Below are 16,186 nucleotides of genomic sequence, written 5' to 3' on the forward strand. Positions count from 1 at the left end.
CGCGCGCATCCGCCACGAGTTCGCCCGGCGCGAGTTCCTGCGGCACTTCACGACCCTGGTCAGCGGCACCGCGCTGGCGCAATTGGTGCAGATCCCGGCGATGCTGCTGGTGGCCCGACTGGTGACGGCCGCCGAGTTCGGTGTCTACGTCGCCATCATCGCCGTCGTCTCGACCGTGATGCCGTTGGCTGCCCTGCGCTACGACATGGCGATCGTGCTGCCCAAGCGCGACGACGAGGCCCGCGCCCTCGTGCGGGTGTGCACGCTGCTCAACACCATCGTCTGCGGCATCATGACGGTGGCCATGATCTGGCTGGGGGGCCCGCTGGCCCGCTGGTTGAAGGCGCCCGAGTCGGTGGGCTGGATGTTCGCCGCCGGCCCGATCACCTGGCTGATGGCCGAGGTGAGCATTCTCGGCTACTACCTCACCCGCACCAAGAACTACGCCACCATCAGCCAGAACAAGGTGCTGAACGCGGTCTCGCTGTCGGGTCTGCAGATCGGCGGCGGCGCCGCCGGGCTGGGCACCAGCGGCCTGATGATCGCCACCGTGGTCGCCCAGACGCTGACCCTGACCAACCTGCTGCGGCGCACCCGCGGCCAGTACGCCTACGAGGGTCGCCCGCCCAGCCGCCGCGCCCTGATGCGCGAGTACCGCAAGATGCCGCTGTTGAACCTGCCCAACAATGCCGTCGACTCGCTGCGCCAGAACGGCATCACGCTGCTGATCACCTCGGGCTTCGGGCAGGCGATCGCCGGACAGTTCGGCATGGCGTGGCGCATGCTGTCGGCGCCGATGGGGCTGATCAACTCCGCGGTCAGTCAGATCTTCTTCCAGAAGCTGGCCGTCACCCGCCGCGGGGCGATGTTCCGACTGGTGCGCACCACCCTGGTGCGCTCACTACTGCTGGGCGTGGTGCCGTTCGGGCTGCTCTACCTGCTGTCACCGTGGCTGCTGCCCTGGGTGCTGGGCGGCGACCAGTGGCGTCAGGCCGGCGACCTGGCGCGCGGCCTCACCCCGTGGCTGTTCATGAACTTCATCACGTCGCCGATCTCGACGGTGTTCGTGGTCGTGCGTCGGCAGGGGCTGATGCTCGCCTTCGCGATCGTCTACTGCGCCGTGCCGCTCGGCCTGCTCTGGTTCGCGCCGTTCGCGGTGGTGCCGCTGATCGCGGTGATGGCGTGGGCGATGGCCGCCCTGTTGGTCGTATTCGTCGGCCTGGCCCTGTGGGTGGCCCACGCCTTCGATCACGGACGAGGGGGTGCCGCCGACGCCGAGGATGAGCGCGAGGCCGAGGCCGAGGCCGCCGGTGAGCTCTCCGAGGAGGAGGCCGGATCGTCCACCTCGTCCTCCCCGGGCGGGGTCTGAGCCCTCTCGCCATCACCCCAGGAGCACAGCATCAGGCCGACCAGCAGCCACCACCACAGGCTCACCGAGAAGTTCTTGAACAGGTAGTGGTCGAACGCCATCGAGGTCAGTCCGGCCGCGAGGGCGAGCGCCACCATCGTCCGCCGAGGGTCGGCGCCGCGGCGTCGCAGGGTGGCGACCACCGGGGCGACCAGCACCACCAGCATCAGGGCCAGGCCGAGCACCCCGTACTCGACGAGGGTGCCCAGGTAGACCGAGTGCGGGTTCGACAGGGCCGTGCCGTACGGGGTGATCATCTGGCTGTGCCACGGCGGCAGGTAGAACTTGGCGTCGAAGCCGTACCAGGGCCAGACCTTGCCGGGGCCGGCGCCCACCAGCCGTGAGGTCCAGTCAAGGTTCCAGATGCGCAGGCCGGTGCGCAGGTTGGTCAGGCGCGGGCCATCGCTGAAGTGCAGCAACCGGCTGAGCGACGGCACCAGGGTGACCACCGCGCCGATCGCAACGGCGGCACCCAGCCCGACCAGCAGTGGGAGCCGGCCGATGCGTCCGCGCCCCCACCAGCCGACGACCAGCACCGCGAGCACGACCAGCGACACCAGTCCGGCCCGCGACTGGGTGCACAGCAGGCACGCGATGCTCACGGCGGCGCCCGCCAGGCTCCAGCGACGGTGGTGGCCGGCGCGCCAGGCCCCGAGGAACAGGGCCAGCGTGGTCAGGAAGACCAGGTGCACGGTCGCGGCCCCGCCCATGCCTGTGGTCAGCCGCACCTCGCCGCGGGTGATCAGGGCGCGCCCCCACGACAGCAGCGAGGTGACCAGCACCAACCAGCCCAGGGCCCAGACCCGGTCGAACCGTCGGGCCGCGGGAATCACCAGCAGGCAGCCCCAGGCCGCGAGCAGCGTGACGCCCGCGATCAGCAGCGGCACCTCGCGGTAGATGTCGGGCACGAACTGGTAGGCGGGCGGCGCGAACTCGGGCGACACCTTGGCGTAGGAGTGCGGGTTGAGGTTGTAGGGCACCCGAATGGCGCCCCAGACGAGGATGGTCAGGAAGAGTCCGCCGACCACCCAGGCCACCGCGGGCAGGTCGCGGCGGCGGGTCCACAGCCAAGCGGCGGTGACCACCACCAGTCCGGCGAACATGAACAGCTGGAATCCCCACAGCCAGGCGGGGCCGATGACGCCGCGGCGCACGTCGACGAACTGGGTGAGGGCGAGCACCGGGAACAAGAGCCACCCGAGCAGGGCCGTCAGCTGACTCATCGGGCGCACCATGGGGGCAGACTATCCCGCGACACCCGATCGCTAGACTCTGGCGCGTGCTCCCATCACGCGACGCAGCTCCCGCGGGCCCCGGCTCGTCCGTTCCCCCGCGGATGATCTTCCACGTGCCCTACCCCCTGCAGGGGGCGGGTGCCTCGGGCAGTGGCATTCGTCCGGGCCGCATGCTGGCCGCCTTCCGCGACCTCGGGCTCGACGTCACCGTGGTGGCCGGCTCGGCGGCCGAGCGCAAGCGGCAGATCGCCGACGTGTCGCGCGCCCTCGCGGCCGGTGAGCACTACGACTTCTGTTACTCCGAGTCGTCGACGATGCCGACCGCCCTCACCGAGCCGAACCACCTGCCGCTGCACCCGGCCATGGACCTCGCCTTCCTCGCCCGGCTGCGCCGCCGGGGCACCAAGGTCGGGCTGTTCTACCGAGACGTGTACTGGCGCTTCCCCAGCTACGCCGAGACCACCAAGGCGCCCCAGCGCTGGGTCGCGAAGGCGTTCTACACCGCCGACCTGCTGGCCTACCGGCGCGCCGTTGACGTGCTCTACCTGCCCTCGCTGCCGATGGCCGACCACGTCAGCCCCGGTCACCCCCACCCGGTGGCGCTGCCCCCCGGTCACGACGATCCGCCGTTGACCCCGGTCGACCCGTCGCCGCCGCGCCTGCTGTACGTCGGTGGCCTGGGCGAGTACTACAACCTGACCACCGTGGTCACCGCCCTGAAGCGTTGCCACGACGAGGGCCTCGACGTGCACCTGGTGCTGTGCACGCCCGAGAAGCTGTGGCAGGCCGAGAAGGCCACCTACGAACCCCTGCTGTCGCCCGCGGTGACGGTGGTGCACGAGTCGGGTGAGCAGTTGCGGCAGCGCTACGCCGAGACCAACATCGCCACCCTGGCGTTGGAGCCCAACCTCTACCGCAGCTTCGCCGCTCCGGTGAAGCAGTACGAGGCGATCGGCATGGGCAAGCCGCTGCTCGCCACCGAGGGCACCCTCACCGCCGAGTTGGTGCGCTCCACGGGGGCGGGCTGGGTGGTGCCCGACGAGGTGGACGCCTGCGTCGAGCTGTTGCGTCGCCTGCACGATCATCCGGACGAGGTCGCCGAGGCCAGTGCCCGCTCGGCCGCGCTGCGGGAGAGCCACAGCTGGCGGGCGCGGGCTCGTCAGGTCGTCGAGGAACTCACGGGCCGCACGCTGTCCTGAGGGATTCGTCCTGAGGGATGGGCTCCTGACCGATGTGGGCCTGGGGCGCGTCAGTCGAGGCCCAGGAAGCCGGCCAGCTGGGCGGCTGACCGTCGTCCGTCATGCCACTGTTCGACGAACGGACGACCGGCCCCCGCCCGTTCCCGGGCCCAGTCGCGGTCGGCGACCACCCGGCGCACCACCTCGTCGAGCGTCGAGGGAGTGGCGTCGATGATCGGGGGCGCCTCCTCCATGCCGGCGCGGGTGACGTCACCGAGGTGCCCGATCACGACACGCCCGGCGGCCAGGGCCTCGAGCGCGGCGACCCCGTAGCTGGCGGCCAGGAGTTGGTCGATCACGATGTCGGCCTGCTCGACCATCGCGATCACCTCGGCGTGCGGAATGCCACCCTCGGGTGACAGGTACTCGACCACACCCTCGTCGTGCAGCCGCCGCAGTACCGGGTCGACGTACTGGGTGCCCTTGATGGGCGGGGTGCGCCGGCTGGGCAGGTGCAGCACGCGGGGGCGGGGGCGCTCGAGCACGGGATGCTCGGCGCTCACCTCGCGCGGGTCGAGGCAGATGGGCAGCCAGGTGGCTGAGGGCTGGTCGGCCAGTAGGTCGGGGGTCGAGACGAACAGCGGCAGCCCGAGCGCGTCGGCGGCGGCATGGTTGCGGGCCGACAACTGCCGATGGTGCTCGACGTAGGCCTCGTCCCCCTCGGCGAAGTAGGAGTTCTCGAGCCTGGCGAGGTGCTCGTCGGGTCGCCGGATGTCGGAGCCGTGCGCGATCAGCGCCACCCGGAAACCGGCCTCCTGCAGGAAGGTGGCGTCGGCGACCAGGTCACGGCGGGCCGGGGTCTGGAAGAAGGTCTGGTAGCCGTCGAGGGCGACGTGGGTGTAGGGCCGCAGGAAGCGCCGCATGCGCAGGTGGCGCAGCAGGGGCGCGAAGAAGATCGGCGCGGGAATGCGGCGATCGACGTCGAAGGCGAACTCGCCGCGGCGCACGGGCCCGCGCGCGAACGAGTCGGCGTGCACGTGCAGGGTGCGCTCGACGGCCTTCGCCCACGCGTGCCCCTGACCCGCGTAGTTGGCTGGGCCGATGGCCAGGCTGGGCGTGTCGACCATCGGTTCTCCTTGCGTGGCGTGGGGCGTCGGACGACCCCCCGTGACGATCACCGTGGCGCTCGCGGAGGGGACGACCCCGGCGGCCCGGACGAGACCACGCTGACGACGACCATCGTGGCGGGTGCCACTACAGTAGCCGCCATGACTGAGCCGGGTACCGACCACAGCCCAGTGCCCCCCACCACCCCCGCCAGCCCCCCCTCGTCGCGAACCCGACTCGACGCCCTCGACGGACTGCGCACCATCGCGGTCTTCCTGGTCATCCTGTTCCACGTGGGCACGCCGTGGATGGCGGCGGGCTACATCGGGGTCGACATGTTCTTCGTGCTGTCGGGCTTCCTGATCACCGCAGGGTTGCTGCGTGAGCTCGACCGCAGCGGCCGCATCGACCTGGCGCGGTTCTGGTCGCGGCGCATTCGGCGGCTGATGCCCGCGGCCATGCTCGTGCTCGCGGTGGTGCTGGTGTGGACCGTGTTCGGCGCCGACACCTACCGCCATCCCGGGTTGGGCGCCGACGTCTTCTTCACCTCGCTCTACGTCGCCAACTGGCATTTCATCGGGAGCGCCTCGTACTTCTCGCACGACGGCACCACCTCACCGCTGCTGCACATGTGGTCGCTGGCGGTCGAGGAGCAGTTCTACCTGGCCTGGCCGCTGCTGATGGTCGCGCTGTGGTGGCCTCTGCGGCGACGGTCCGAGCGGCTGCACCGGGTGGTGATCGGCGTTGCCATCGCCGTGTTGACGGTGGTCTCGGCGGTGCTGCTGTGGGTGCTCTACCAGCCGACCGCCAGTGACCGGGCCTACATGGGCACCGACAGCAAGATCTTCGAACCCCTGCTCGGCGCCGGCCTGGCGCTCGCCCTCACGGTGCCGGCCGTGAAGCGGTTCGCGGCTCGCCGCGGTGCCGTGGTGGCCACCGTCGCGCTGGTCGCGCTGCTGCCGCTGTTCGCGGTGATGGACGGCCCGGCACCCTTCTACTTCCGGGGTGGGGCGCTGCTGTTCTCGCTGGCCGTCGCCGCCGTGGTGATGGGTCTGGCCGAGGCCCCCGGAGGTCTGGTGGCGCGCGCGCTGGCCTGGTCGCCGATGGCCTACCTGGGCCGCATCTCGTACGGGCTGTACCTGTGGCACTGGCCGTTCGCCGTCTGGTTCTCGACTCACCTGGGAACGTTTCGTCCGCTGCGCGCCCTCGCGGTCGTCGCCCTCAGCGTGGCCGCCGCCGTGGTCTCGTACCACCTGGTGGAGGTGCCGATCCGCGAGGGCCGGATCAGCCGGATGCTCGGCACCCGGCGCACCTTCGCGGCCGGGTTGGCCACCATTCTCGTGCCCGTGCTGGCGGCCAGCGCGATCGGCGGCACCCCGCTGAGCCCGCTGTTCGACCCGCTGCGCTCGAACGAGTCGAAGGCGAATGTGGTCATGGTGGTCGGCGACTCGGTGCCACAGCGCCTGATGCCGGCGCTCGCCCCTGCGGGCAAGGCCGCCGGACTCGACCTGGTGACGGCCACGGCCGGCGGCTGCTCACCGCTGGGCGTGCTGCAGAAGATCAGCCCCTACGACGAGACCGGCCCCACTTGCCTGAAGGTGCGTGACACCCAGTCGCAGCGCCTCAAGGAGAGCAACGCCGGCGTCGTGCTGTGGTGGTCGCGCTACGAGATCGCCGACCGATACGTGGGCGACACCCTGCTGGCTCCCCCGAGTCAGGCCTTCTGGTCGGCGCAGTTGGACGACTTCCGCCAGGCGGTCCAGCGGCTGACCGCCAACGGCGCCACCCTGGTGGTGGTGCTCACCGAACCACCGGGCGTGGGCATGAGCAGCCGCTGTTCGGCCAAGACCTGCCACCCGTTCCTGCAGCGCATGGTGGTGCACGACGACTACCGCGTCACCTGGAATGACCTGGTCAAACGCGAGGCGGCCTCGAACCCGCGGCTGCGCACCATCACCGTCGACGACGTGCTCTGCACGACCCCGGCGCCCGGTGGCGACGCCTACGGCTCAAGCCTGTGCGACGACCACCTGCCCGGTGGTGAGCTGATTCGCCCCGACGGGTCGCACGTCAACCTGCCGACGGCCGGGTCGACGGTCGCCGAGGCGGTGATCGGCCGGTTGCAGGCCGAGCTGAATCGCTGAGTGTGAGGGGGGCTGGTCAGATGGCCAGCACGCCGGCCACCACACAGGCGATCGCCACCAGGGCGCTCTGCCACAGGTGGGTGCGCCAGGGCACGACCGCACCGGCGCGGCGACAGCGGTCGCGCCACAGCAGGGTGGCGACCGACCCCCACAGCGTGACGATCGAGCCGGCATTGACGCCCACCAGCAGCGAGGCGAAACGCTCGGACGATCCCGCCAGCCGTTCCAGGGCGAGGTAGCCGGGCAGGTTGTTGCCGAGGTTGGCGATCAGCGCCGCCACACCCGCGAAGCGCAGCAGGTCGCCTGATGGCACCAGACCGCCCAGTCCCACCAGATCGGAAGGGTGAGCGCCTCGTCCGGTCAGGTGGGCGAGCACCCCGGTCAACCCGTGGCGGCCGGCGAGGTCGACCAGCACGAACAGCACGACCACGCCGGCGATCGTCAGCCAGGGAATCGTCAGCGTGCGCACCGACGCGCGATCGCGCCACGCCAGCGTCGCCACCAGCACGACGGCGGCCACCCCGGCGGGAATGACCGGCGCGATGCCCACCACGAACAGCGGCGCCAGCGCCACGCAGACGGACGACGCGATCACCAGCAGCACCCGGTCGTGGGGCAGCGACGGCTCGGTGGTGGTGAATCGTCCGGTGAGGTCACGGGCGTGCAGCAGCCCGGCCACCACGACCGTCGCGAGCACGCAGGCGAGCGCGGGGCGCCACATCAGGGCCACGTAGTGGGGGGCGCCGGGCAGCCGCTGCACGTGGTGCAGGGCCAGCAGATTGGTGAGGTTCGACACCGGCAGCAGCAGCGAGGCGGTGTTGGCCAACCACACCGTGGTCAGGGCGAACAGGCGGCGGTCGAGACCGGCGGCCCGGGTGATGGCGAGCACCACCGGGGTGAGCAGCACAGCGGTGGTGTCGAGACTGAGCACGATGGTCGAGCAGGTGGCCAGCAGCACCACCAACAGCCACAGTCGCAGCACACTCCCCCGGGCCGCTCGGGCGGCCCAGTGGCCCGCGACGTCGAAGACCCCGGCCCGATCGGCGACCTCGGCGACGATGGTCAGGGCCAGCAGGAATCCGACCACGGGGGCGATCCGGATCAGCAGGTCGGTCACGGTCAGCCAGCCCAGTCGCCGCGGAAGAACAACCACGCCCAGACGGCATTCGCGACCAGACACGCGGCAAACAGCAGCGCCACGAGTACCTGCCCGGCGGCGCGGAACCAGCTCGATCGTGAGGAGGCGGAGCGTCCGGAGGTGGCTCGTCCGCGGGTGGCCCAGGCGGCGAACTCACCGACCAGCACGAAGGTCGGGAACCACAGCAGGGCGGCGCGGCTGATCGACATCCACCACACCGAGGTGCCGAAGGCGACCAGCATCACGGCCACCCAACTGGCCGACGCCCACCGACGCCTCAGCAGGCAGATCACCGTGGTGGCCAGGCCGACCGCCATCGACACGATCTCGGCCGTGAACACCCACGCCACCCGCGGACGATCCGGCCACGACGACGGCTGGGCCGCCCGCCAGGTGGCCTCCCACGACTCCCGCGGCGTGTGCAGGCCTCGTCCCCAGCCCTCCTTCTGGGCATCGAACCAGGCTGTCCACGAGCCGGTGAGACCGTGCAGGTACCAGGTCCAGGCGAGCAGGGCGGCCGCCGGCACGAGCAGCCAGGCCGCGTGGCGCAGCCTGACGGTCAGCGGCGGCAGACCGGTGCCGACCCGACCGCGCCCGCCCCGACGGCCTGACGATCGGCCGGCGTGCGGAGCGGAGTGGGGGCCATCGCCGACCAGGGCCAGCACCAGCAGCGCGCCCACCAGGAACAGGCCCGACACCCGGAAACTGCAGGCCACGGTGGCCAGCAGGGCAGCCTCGGCCCAGCGCCCCCGTCTGGCCCGTTCCCAGGCCCAGAACGCGGCGGCGCAGAACGGCGCCTCGGTGTAGGCCACGGTCGTGAAGACCGCCGTGGGGGCGACCAGCCACAGTCCGGCGGCGACCAGCCCGCCCGGGCCCGTGCTCGACGACGACGCGGGGCCGGCGATGCGGTACAGGGCCCCGGCCGCCAGCGCCGAGCAGACGATGGCGAGCACCGCGCCGGTGAGCCACATGGGCACGTGCACCGCCTCGAACAACCGCAGCACGGCGGGCAGGCCGGGGAAGAAGGCCATCTCTTTCGGGTCGGCGTAGCCGTCGCGGGCGACGGTGAGGTAGTGCTGCACGTCCCAGTTGCCGAGCGCATCGCGGAACCGGCGGGGCTCCTGGGTGATCACCACCAGCAGCACCACCAGCAGGAACAGCCGCGAGGCGGCCCACACCTGGGCCAGCAGTCGCCGTTCGGCCAGAGAGCGGGCGGCGCCCCGGCCCCGCGTGGCGGCACGATCGGCGCCATGATTGGTCGCGGCAGTCATCAGGTCGTCACCCCACGCGGACGACGGGACCGCCAGCATTCCAGGGCCACCGACAGCACCGTGATCAGCACCACCGTCACGCGGACGATGATGGTCAGCGCGTAGGGCGTCTCGCCGCCGCGCGGGCCGAACCGCAGCGATCCGTTGAGGTAGGCCCAGACCGCCCCCCAGTACAGGGCCTCGGCGGCGGCCAGCACGGCCACCCAGCCCTGCGGACGACACAGGGCCGCCAGCGGCACCAGCAGCAGGGCCTGCTGCGGAGCATAGGTGGGGGCCAGCACGACGGTGATGCCCAGCACCACCAGCATCAGCTGCTCGGGTCGGGCCTCCACGACCCCCAGCACCACCGCGAGCAGCACGGCCACCACCAGCAGCGCAGTGACCAGCACCAACACGCGGGCCACCAGCGTCGACGCGGGGTTGTTCTCACCGAGCAATTGCTGCCAGATCGCGCCGAGCCCGAGGTCGGGCACCAGTTGGGCCATGATCCAGCGGCGCCAGCCGGCTGGCCACAGCAGGGCAACGGGCAGGTTCACCAGAACGACGATGGCGGCGGCGACCCCGGCGGCGAGGGCGGGGCCGTGGCGGGGGTGGGCTCGCCCGCTGTCGGCTGGCCGGGTGCCCCTTCCCGGGGAGGCGACCGCCAGGGTGGCGAGCACGAGCACGAGCGGCAGCAGGAAGCCGCTGGCCCCGACCGCCGCACCGGCCGCGATCCCACACAGCCACCACCGGCGCGCGTGCCACGCCCACAGGGCGATCATCATCGCGGCGGCGCCGAGCAGTTCCCAGCTGACCATGCCCGCCGTGAAGCCGGTCAGGCAGAGCGCGGCCAGGGTCCACCCCTGCCCGCGGCCCTCCATGCCCACGCGGGTGGGCCGACCCAGCAGGCGACTGGTGGCCAGCTGGGTGCGCAGCAGCACCAGGAAGCAGACCCCGAACACCACCGAGGCCAGCACCAGGAAGTCGTTGCCGGCGTCGAGCGCCTGCTGGGCGGTGAGCCCTTCGCGCACCGGATGGGTGACCGCCACCAGGCTGCGCAGCAAAGCCATCAGGGCACCCGTCAGCGGAGGCTGGTCGATGGCCGCTCCCCCGTCACCGGTGAACCACGGCGAGTGCCCCGACGCCAACTGGTTCTGGTAGGTGATCGGCAGATCGGAGTAGCACAACCGCAACATCGCGTTCACCGGCTGACCGGCGACCGTGGTCTCGCAGGTGCGCTGGTGCAGCATCGCCGCACACCACACCACGATGCCGACGGTCAGCCATCCCAGGGTCGGGCTGAACAGGGCGGCGCCGCCACGACCGTGGCGTCCTGCGCCTCCCCACGGGGAGTCACGCAGGGGCGTCATCGTGAGGCGGTCGCGCTCGAGGTCGCCTGCTGGGTGGGTTGGTTGGGCGGCGACTGGGTCGTGGTCGCACCGCTGCTGGTGGTCGGATCACTGGGTTGCGGCGGGGCGGACGACGCCGGCTCGCTCGGCGCCTGCGACGGCGGCGCGCTCGACTGCTCCGGGGTGGGGCTGGGCGACTCCGTGGTCGGGGTGGGCGTCGGGGAGTCCGAGGTCGGGGTGGGGGTCGGCGAGTCGCTCGACGGGTTCACCGTCGAATCCTTGGACGACCCGCTGTTCACCCAGGCAGGCTCGGCGAACGGGATGTTCTTCTGCCCCTTCATCGCCACCTTCATGTAGTCGGCCCAGACCATCGCCGGGTAGGTGCCGCCGAAGAAGGTGCCGTCACCGGGACGCTTGTAGGGGTCGAGGTCGCCGTTGCCGCCGTCGCCGGCCACGAACATCACCGACGTCGAGATCTGCTTGGTGTAAGCCACGAACCAGGCGCTGGTGATGGCGTCGCCGACGCCCGAGGTGCCCGTCTTGCCGGCAATGTCGTAGCCGAGGTCGGCCACTCGTCCGCCCGTGCCCTGCTTGACGACCGACTGCAACGCGTAGGTGATGTCGCGGGAGATGTCGGGCTCGATGGTCTGCTTGGCCTTCGGCTTGTTCTCGTAGAGGGTCTTGCCGTCGATGTCGGTGACCTTGGCGACGACGTGGTTGGCGACCTGCTTGCCGTCGTTGGCGAAGGTGGCGTAGCCACCGGCCTGCTCGAGCGGGCTGACCTCGGCGGTGCCCAGCGAGATGCGGTTGTTGGCATCCCAGCCGGCGCCCTTGGCGACGCCCGCATCATTGGCGGCCTTGATGACGGCGACCGGACCGTTGGGGATCTGCTCGGTGAGGTCGACGAAGGCGGTGTTGATCGAGTCCTCGGTGGCCTTCAGCAGGCTCACCTGGCCGTACTGCTCGTTGAACTCGTTGCGCACCGTGGAGTTGTCGCCGGCCGGGGTGAAGGTGTTGCCGTTGAGCCGGGAGCGCAGCGAGAAGCCGTTGCGCAGGCCCGCGACCGCCGCGTACGGCTTGAACGTCGAGGCCGCCGGACGATCGGTGGTGGCCCAGTTGCGGGAGTTCTTCACGTAGTCGTCGCCGCCGTACATGGCCAGCACCTCGCCGGTGCCGACCTGCACCGACGCGATGGCGATGTGCAGGTTGTTCGGGTCTTGCTTGGGGCTGGCGTCGGCGGCCACCTTGGCGCGGTAGGCCTGACCGACCTTGACGGCCTCGGCCTGCATGGTGGCGTCGAAGGTGGTGGTGATGTTCAGGCCGCCGCCCGAGATCTGGGCGTCGGTGAAGCCGTTGTTGAGCAGCTCGTCGCGCACCGCAGTGAGCAGGTAGCCCTTGGTGCCGCCGTAGCGGGAATTGAGCGGGATCTCGGGGAAGGCCGGCAGCTGCCCGTAGGCCTTGGAGTGCTCGGCCTTGGAGATCTTGCCCATCTCCTGCATGCCGTCGAGCACGTAGCGGTAGCGGTCGAGCAGACGCTTGGAGTTGTTCGGGCCCTCGCTGGGGTCGAACAGGCTGGGGTTGTTCAGCACCGAGGCGAGCACCGCGGACTGCTCGACCGTCAGGTCTTTCGCGTCGACATTGAAGTAGGCCCGACTGGCGGCCTGGATGCCGTAGGCGCCTCGTCCGAAGTAGATGGTGTTGAGGTAGTCGCGCAGGATCTCTTCCTTCGACTTCTCCTTGCCCATCTTCACGGCGAGCGCGAGCTCGCGGAACTTGCGGGTCATGGTGCGGTCGCTGGTGAGGTAGTAGATCTTGATGTACTGCTGGGTGATGGTCGACCCGCCGCCCTGGATCTCGCCGCCGCGGACGATCTGCACGACGCTGCGGGCGATGCCCGAGGGGCTGATGCCGCGGTCGGTCCAGAAGGTGCGGTTCTCGGCGGCCACCACGGCGTCCTTGATGTGGGGACTCATCTGGTCGTACGGAATCGTGGTGCGGTTCTGCACGGCGAAACTGCCGATGCGGGTCCTGCCGTCGCGGTAATTGACGAAGGTCGTGTTGGTGTTGAAGTCCTTGTTGGGGTCGGGCAGCGTGGTGCGCTGGTAGAAGAGCAGCGCTCCGACGACGGCGACGATCGCCAGCACCAAGGCCACGATGGTGGTGGCCATGGCGATGCGTCCGACGACCCGCTTCCAGGTGAGCTTGCGCTTGCGGGTGGCCTTGGAGCCGGAGGCTCGGCGCGAGGAGCCGGAGGCTCGACGCGAGGAGCCGGAGGCTCGGCGGTGGGACTTCGGGTCAGCCATAGATGTCCTCGACGGTTTCCTCGCGGCGGGGGCGACGACGCTTGCGGCCGTCGCCCAGGGTGTAGGTCTCGATCAGGTGGTTCCAGCGGCAGTCGGGGCAGACCTCGACCACGCGCACGGTGAACTCGCCCACATTGTTCTGCATCTCGTCGAGTTCCGCCGTCGACTTGATGCGCCCGGAGTACATGCCCAGCTGGTCGCCGAAGGTGTAGTTCAGATTCAGCAGGTGCTCGCGCTCGCAGATGGGGCAGGGGGTCTCGCTGATTTCGCCGTGGTGCAGGGCACTGGTCACCAGGATCGGCTCGGCGTCGCAGGCCTCGGGCGCGTTCAGGGTGCGCGCAGGCCGCCGCAGCGCCTCGAGGCTGGCCCGGCGCTGCAGGGCGTGGGAGATGACGTTCCGACGCGACCACATGCGATCAAGAGTAGGACGGTTGGGGTAGGGCGGGCATCCACTCGGGTCGCTCCAGTGTCACTAGTGTCGGGAGCAGTGGTCGGGCGCCGGATGGGGCGGTTGCCCAGCTCGACCGCTCCAAACGTGTCGGCTGGCGACCAATGTTGAAGATTTTTGCAACATCGGTCGTCACAGAACACTTTTGGAGCGGGGAGGTCACGACCCCGGTGGCGGTGCTTCGGATCTCTTACCGTGGGTGCCATGATCTCCGATGACCCCCTGACCACCGATGAGCAGGGTCGACCCGAACCGCCGCTCTCCGCGGGAGAGGCCGAGACCCTGCTCGGGTTCCTCGACTTCCAGCGAGCGACGCTGGAGTGGAAGACCAAGGGTGTGCAGGCGTCGGGCCTGCGCGCGACCCTGCACCCGACCTCGATGACGCTGGCCGGGCTGCTCAAGCACCTGGCGTGGGTCGAGGACTTCTGGTTCGTCCACACCGCCGGGCATCAGCCGATGCCGGAGCCGTGGGCGGGGGTGGACTGGTCGTCCGACGAGAACTGGGAGTGGACCTCGGCCCTGACCGACGAGCCCGACGAGGTGCGTGGCATCTGGCAGCAGTCGGTGGTGCGGTCGCGGAAGCTGGTGGCGGGGTTGCTGGCGGGTGAGGGGTCCGGTGAGTCGGGCGGGCCGCTGGCCGACACTCATCCGGCGTGGGGTGGTCAGGCGCAGGTGTCGCTGCGGTGGATCCTCACGCACATGATCGAGGAGTACGCCCGCCACAACGGGCACGCCGACCTGCTGCGCGAGGCCGTGGACGGTGAGACCGGCGAGTAAGCCAGCCATGGGATGACGCAAATGTGACTGCTCGACGCCCACCACCCCCCTGATCACCCACCCGCGCCGTGCAGGATCGGTCGCCCAGCCCACGTTGTTCCCCTCCCACGGCCACGAACGCCCCTCGGCGACCGATCTCGCACGCACCCGCCGCCGGCCACATCTCAGCGCTCGGGTGGCACCACTCACTCGTCCGCCATGGTGTTGGCTGGTGCAGACCCCTCCGGAAGGCCCTCCATGACCTCCTCCCTGCCGCCCCTGCGCGTCGACGACCTGCCCGACCCGGTGGACGTCTCCGACAACACCGAAGCCCTGGCCGGGGTGCGCCGGGTGATCGATGCCGGCCCGTACACCGACAGCTGGGAGTCCCTGAAGAGCTACCAGCCGCCCACCTGGTACGAGGACGCGAAGTTCGGCATCTTCATCCACTGGGGCCTGTACTCGGTGCCCGCCTTCGGAAGCGAGTGGTACTCGCGCAGCATGTACTGCGAGGGCAGTCGCGAGCACCAACACCACATCGAGACGTATGGGTCGCCGGCCGAGTTCGGCTACAAGGACTTCATCCCCTCGTTCACCATGCACGACTTCGACCCGCAGCAGTGGGCGACCCTGTTCCGCGAGGCGGGTGCGCAGTTCGTGGTGCCGGTGGCCGAGCACCACGACGGGTTCGCGATGTACGACACGGCCCGTTCGCGGTGGAGCGCCGCGCGGATGGGTCCCGAGCGCGACGTCTTCGGCGAGCTGACGGCGGCCGTCGACCAGGCCTGGATGGTGCCGGGCGCCTCGTCCCACCGTGCGGAGCACTGGTTCTTCATGAACGGCGGCACCAAGACGCCGTCGGACGTGCTCGACCCCGCGACCCATGACTTCTACGGGCCGGCGCAGCGGGAGGAGACGGTGCCCTCGGCGCGGTTTCTGGAGGACTGGCTGTTGCGCACGGTGGAGATCATCGACCGGTACCGGCCGCAGGTGCTGTGGTTCGACTGGTGGATCGAGCAGCCCGCGTTCAAGCCGAGCCTGGCGAAGCTGGCCGCCTACTACTACAACCGGGCGGCCGAGTGGGGTCGCGAGGTGGTCATCAACTTCAAGTGGGGGGCCTTCGAGCCCGGCACCGCGGTCTACGACATCGAGCGCGGCGCGATGGGCGAGATCCAGCCGGTGGTGTGGCAGAACGACACGTCGGTGTCCAAGACCGCGTGGGGGTGGGTCGAGGGGCACGAGTACAAGAGCGCCGACGACCTCGTCTGCGAGCTGGCCGACGTGGTGTCGAAGAATGGGGTGCTGCTGCTGAACATCGGCCCCAAGCCCGACGGCACCATCGCCGACCAGGAGCAGCGGCTGCTCCGCGAGATCGGGGCGTGGCTCTCGCGCAACGGTGAGGCCATCTACGGCACTCGTCCGTGGGTGATCTCGGGTGAGGGGCCCACCGAGGTCGTGGCCGGATCGTTCGTCGACGGCCACGATCGCGTCTTCACCGGGTCCGACCTGCGGTTCACCTCCCGCAGCCACGTGACCGGACGCTACGTCTACGCCATTCCGCTGGGCGACCCCACCGACGGGCTGGTGCGCATCCGGTCCTTCGGCAAGAGGGCTGGTCTGCTGACCGATCCGATCGCCGAGGTGACGTTGCTCGGTGAGGACGAGGCGCCTCGCTGGGAGCAGACCGCGGACGAGTTGGTCGTCCACACCAAGGGACGAGCCGTGGTAAAGCTGTTCCTGCGGGCCCGCGAGACCCCGCCCCGGACCGACTTCCTGCACTGAGGCACGCACGTCCACGGCCGAGAGCGTGCCGTGCCGCGCGTCACCGGGTGCTGCGCTGGGCCGGTGAAAGCCCAGCGCAGGTGCGTCC

Annotated in this window: 11 protein-coding genes and 1 pseudogene; 5 read left to right on the forward strand and 7 right to left on the reverse strand. The window is 70.4% G+C overall.

Going from position 1 to position 16,186, the window contains the following annotated elements; genetic code table 11:
- Positions 1–100: 100 nt before the first annotated feature.
- Positions 101–979, forward strand: a pseudogene (locus ACSDQ9_RS09000) (lipopolysaccharide biosynthesis protein); the annotation flags it as partial.
- A gap of 269 nt (positions 980–1,248) precedes the next feature.
- Here the strand turns inward: ACSDQ9_RS09000 and ACSDQ9_RS09005 are convergent.
- On the reverse strand, positions 1,249–2,643 hold the full coding sequence (locus ACSDQ9_RS09005; protein WP_435146184.1) for an O-antigen ligase family protein: 1,395 nt from the start codon (positions 2,641–2,643) through the stop codon (positions 1,249–1,251).
- 44 nt (positions 2,644–2,687) lie between these two features.
- Here ACSDQ9_RS09005 and ACSDQ9_RS09010 point away from each other — a divergent pair, with 44 nt between their 5' ends.
- The gene (locus tag ACSDQ9_RS09010) at positions 2,688–3,842 is read left to right on the forward strand and encodes a glycosyltransferase family 4 protein (protein WP_435146186.1); all 1,155 of its coding nucleotides are present in this window, start codon (positions 2,688–2,690) and stop codon (positions 3,840–3,842) included.
- A gap of 50 nt (positions 3,843–3,892) precedes the next feature.
- On the opposite strand, the gene ACSDQ9_RS09015 is transcribed toward ACSDQ9_RS09010, so the two are convergent.
- A complete protein-coding gene (locus ACSDQ9_RS09015; RefSeq protein ID WP_435146188.1) occupies positions 3,893–4,948 on the reverse strand; it encodes a glycosyltransferase in 1,056 nt (351 codons plus the stop codon).
- Between the two features lie 141 nt (positions 4,949–5,089).
- On the opposite strand from ACSDQ9_RS09015, the gene ACSDQ9_RS09020 reads away from it, so the two are divergent.
- Positions 5,090–7,072, forward strand: a complete 1,983-nt coding sequence (locus tag ACSDQ9_RS09020; RefSeq protein ID WP_435146190.1) for an acyltransferase family protein — start codon at positions 5,090–5,092, stop codon at positions 7,070–7,072.
- Positions 7,073–7,088: 16 nt separating this feature from the next.
- Here ACSDQ9_RS09020 and ACSDQ9_RS09025 read toward each other — a convergent pair whose 3' ends face one another.
- Genes ACSDQ9_RS09025 through ACSDQ9_RS09045 form a run of 5 tightly spaced genes read right to left on the reverse strand, consistent with a single transcriptional unit; the run spans position 7,089 to position 13,524 of the window.
- On the reverse strand, positions 7,089–8,189 hold the full coding sequence (locus ACSDQ9_RS09025; RefSeq protein ID WP_435146192.1) for an SLC13 family permease: 1,101 nt from the start codon (positions 8,187–8,189) through the stop codon (positions 7,089–7,091).
- A 2-nt stretch (positions 8,190–8,191) separates the two neighbouring features.
- Positions 8,192–9,481 carry a mannosyltransferase family protein gene (locus ACSDQ9_RS09030; protein WP_435146194.1) on the reverse strand — a complete coding sequence of 430 codons (1,290 nt, stop codon included), beginning with the start codon at positions 9,479–9,481 and terminating at the stop codon, positions 8,192–8,194.
- Entirely contained in the window at positions 9,481–10,830 is a 1,350-nt protein-coding gene (locus tag ACSDQ9_RS09035; protein WP_435146196.1) for a hypothetical protein, read from the reverse strand. The genes ACSDQ9_RS09030 and ACSDQ9_RS09035 overlap by 1 nt, the downstream gene beginning before the upstream one ends.
- Positions 10,827–13,112 (reverse strand): transglycosylase domain-containing protein, encoded by a 2,286-nt coding sequence (locus ACSDQ9_RS09040; RefSeq protein ID WP_435146197.1) that lies wholly within the window; start codon positions 13,110–13,112, stop codon positions 10,827–10,829. The genes ACSDQ9_RS09035 and ACSDQ9_RS09040 overlap by 4 nt, the downstream gene beginning before the upstream one ends.
- Complete coding sequence (locus ACSDQ9_RS09045; protein ID WP_435146199.1) at positions 13,105–13,524, reverse strand: DUF5318 family protein; 420 nt, start codon at positions 13,522–13,524, stop codon at positions 13,105–13,107. Before ACSDQ9_RS09045 ends, ACSDQ9_RS09040 begins: the two co-directional genes overlap by 8 nt.
- A 240-nt stretch (positions 13,525–13,764) precedes the next feature.
- Between ACSDQ9_RS09045 and ACSDQ9_RS09050 the strand changes: the two genes are divergently transcribed.
- Both ACSDQ9_RS09050 and ACSDQ9_RS09055 read left to right on the forward strand, forming a co-directional pair.
- The gene (locus tag ACSDQ9_RS09050; RefSeq protein ID WP_435146201.1) at positions 13,765–14,337 is read left to right on the forward strand and encodes a DinB family protein; all 573 of its coding nucleotides are present in this window, start codon (positions 13,765–13,767) and stop codon (positions 14,335–14,337) included.
- 237 nt (positions 14,338–14,574) lie between these two features.
- Positions 14,575–16,098, forward strand: a complete 1,524-nt coding sequence (locus tag ACSDQ9_RS09055; RefSeq protein ID WP_435146203.1) for an alpha-L-fucosidase — start codon at positions 14,575–14,577, stop codon at positions 16,096–16,098.
- Positions 16,099–16,186: the final 88 nt, after the last annotated feature.

It is taken from the genome of Aestuariimicrobium soli (assembly GCF_051192575.1).
Lineage (GTDB): Bacteria > Actinomycetota > Actinomycetes > Propionibacteriales > Propionibacteriaceae > Aestuariimicrobium > Aestuariimicrobium soli.

Excerpts from the sequence above, each read along its gene's own strand:
- ACSDQ9_RS09005 (WP_435146184.1), bottom strand. The coding sequence starts at position 2,643 with ATGGTGCGCCCGATGAGTCAGCTGACGGCCCTGCTCGGGTGGCTCTTG.
- ACSDQ9_RS09015 (WP_435146188.1), bottom strand. The coding sequence starts at position 4,948 with ATGGTCGACACGCCCAGCCTGGCCATCGGCCCAGCCAACTACGCGGGT.
- ACSDQ9_RS09020 (WP_435146190.1), top strand. The coding sequence starts at position 5,090 with ATGACTGAGCCGGGTACCGACCACAGCCCAGTGCCCCCCACCACCCCC.
- ACSDQ9_RS09030 (WP_435146194.1), bottom strand. The coding sequence starts at position 9,481 with ATGACTGCCGCGACCAATCATGGCGCCGATCGTGCCGCCACGCGGGGC.
- ACSDQ9_RS09035 (WP_435146196.1), bottom strand. The coding sequence starts at position 10,830 with ATGACGCCCCTGCGTGACTCCCCGTGGGGAGGCGCAGGACGCCACGGT.
- ACSDQ9_RS09040 (WP_435146197.1), bottom strand. The coding sequence starts at position 13,112 with ATGGCTGACCCGAAGTCCCACCGCCGAGCCTCCGGCTCCTCGCGTCGA.
- ACSDQ9_RS09045 (WP_435146199.1), bottom strand. The coding sequence starts at position 13,524 with ATGTGGTCGCGTCGGAACGTCATCTCCCACGCCCTGCAGCGCCGGGCC.
- ACSDQ9_RS09050 (WP_435146201.1), top strand. The coding sequence starts at position 13,765 with ATGATCTCCGATGACCCCCTGACCACCGATGAGCAGGGTCGACCCGAA.
- ACSDQ9_RS09055 (WP_435146203.1), top strand. The coding sequence starts at position 14,575 with ATGACCTCCTCCCTGCCGCCCCTGCGCGTCGACGACCTGCCCGACCCG.